Origin of the sequence: Mycobacterium nebraskense (assembly GCF_002102255.1) — a bacterium.
In the GTDB taxonomy this organism is placed as follows: domain Bacteria; phylum Actinomycetota; class Actinomycetes; order Mycobacteriales; family Mycobacteriaceae; genus Mycobacterium; species Mycobacterium nebraskense.
Genome location: NZ_LQPH01000159.1, coordinates 1 through 1,279 on the forward strand (window position 1 = coordinate 1; position 1,279 = coordinate 1,279).

Sequence of the window (1,279 nt, forward strand, 5' to 3'; positions counted from 1 at the left end):
ACGACACGCCGGGTGGATTCATACGGTCAGTGCAACATCCGTGGATTTGGGAGGTTGCCATGCCGAGTGGATATCCGTTCGCGAGGTCGGTGCGGCGGGAGTTCTTCGACCTGGTGTGCCAGGGCATGTCGGTGACTCAGGCAGAACGCGTGGTGGGTGTGTCGTTCCTTACCGGGTCGCGGTGGTGGCGTGAGGCTGGCGCGATGAAGCTAGGAAGAAACCAGTGGTGCTCTGGTTTAGCAAACCCGGGGGACGTGTCGCGGCCGGGCGGGCGTGGGCACAGACTCAGCGTCGCCGAGCGCGTGACCATCATGCGCGGCCGCGACGCGGGCCTGAGCTACGCCGAGATCGGCAAGCAGATCGGCCGTGATCGCACTGTGGTGTATCGCGAGATTCGACGAAACAAGAATGCCGACGGGGACTATCACGCTCTGATGGCCCATGGCCGTGCCGCAGACAGGGCGCGTCGACCTAAGGAGTACAAACTCAAAGACCATCCGTTGTGCGCGCTCATCGAAGCGTGGATGAATGATGGGTGGAGTCCCAAGCTGATCGCCGATGTGTTGGCCAGCGATCACCCCGATGACAGGCAGGCCCGGGTGAGCCACGAAACCATTTACCAATGCCTGTATGTGCAAACGCGGGGGAGTTTGCGTGCTGATCTGCACAAATGCTTGTCCACCAAGCGAGCGGCACGCAAACCTCGGGGCCGCTATGTCAGCCGCGGCGTCTACAACGGCGAGGAGTTCACGATCAGCAATCGTCCCGCCCAAGCCGAGGATCGGGCCGTGCCCGGTTCCTGGGAAGGTGATCTGATCTTGGGTGTCGGCGGTGCCAGCGCGATCGGCACCTTGGTGGAACGCAGCACCCGTTTCACGATCCTGTTGCACCTACCCGCCGACCACAGCGCCCAGGCCGTCGCCACGGCGCTGATCGAGGCGATGAGCGAGCTGCCCGACCACCTGCGGCGTTCCATCACTTGGGATCGTGGCAGCGAAATGGCTAACTGGCGCGAGATCTCGCTGCAACTCAATGCCCCGGTTTACTTCTGCAACCCCCACTCACCCTGGCAACGCGGCAGCAACGAAAACACCAACCGGCTCTTGCGATTCTGGTTCGAAAAGGGCACCGACTTGTCCGGCTACACCAAGGCCGACCTCAAACGCGTCCAAGACACCCTCAACCGCCGGCCCCGACCCACACTCAACCTCGACACTCCCGCCCAACGACTCGCCCAACTCCTCGAACAAGCCGCCTGACCGGATGTTGCACTGATCGT

Annotated in this window: 1 protein-coding gene; it reads left to right on the top strand. The window is 62.5% G+C overall.

Going from position 1 to position 1,279, the window contains the following annotated elements:
- Positions 1-59: 59 nt before the first annotated feature.
- Positions 60-1,259 carry an IS30 family transposase gene (locus tag AWC17_RS24370; RefSeq protein WP_047323111.1) on the top strand — a complete coding sequence of 400 codons (1,200 nt, stop codon included), beginning with the start codon at positions 60-62 and terminating at the stop codon, positions 1,257-1,259.
- Positions 1,260-1,279 lie beyond the last annotated feature (20 nt).

Excerpts from the sequence above, each read along its gene's own strand:
- AWC17_RS24370 (WP_047323111.1), top strand. The coding sequence starts at position 60 with ATGCCGAGTGGATATCCGTTCGCGAGGTCGGTGCGGCGGGAGTTCTTC.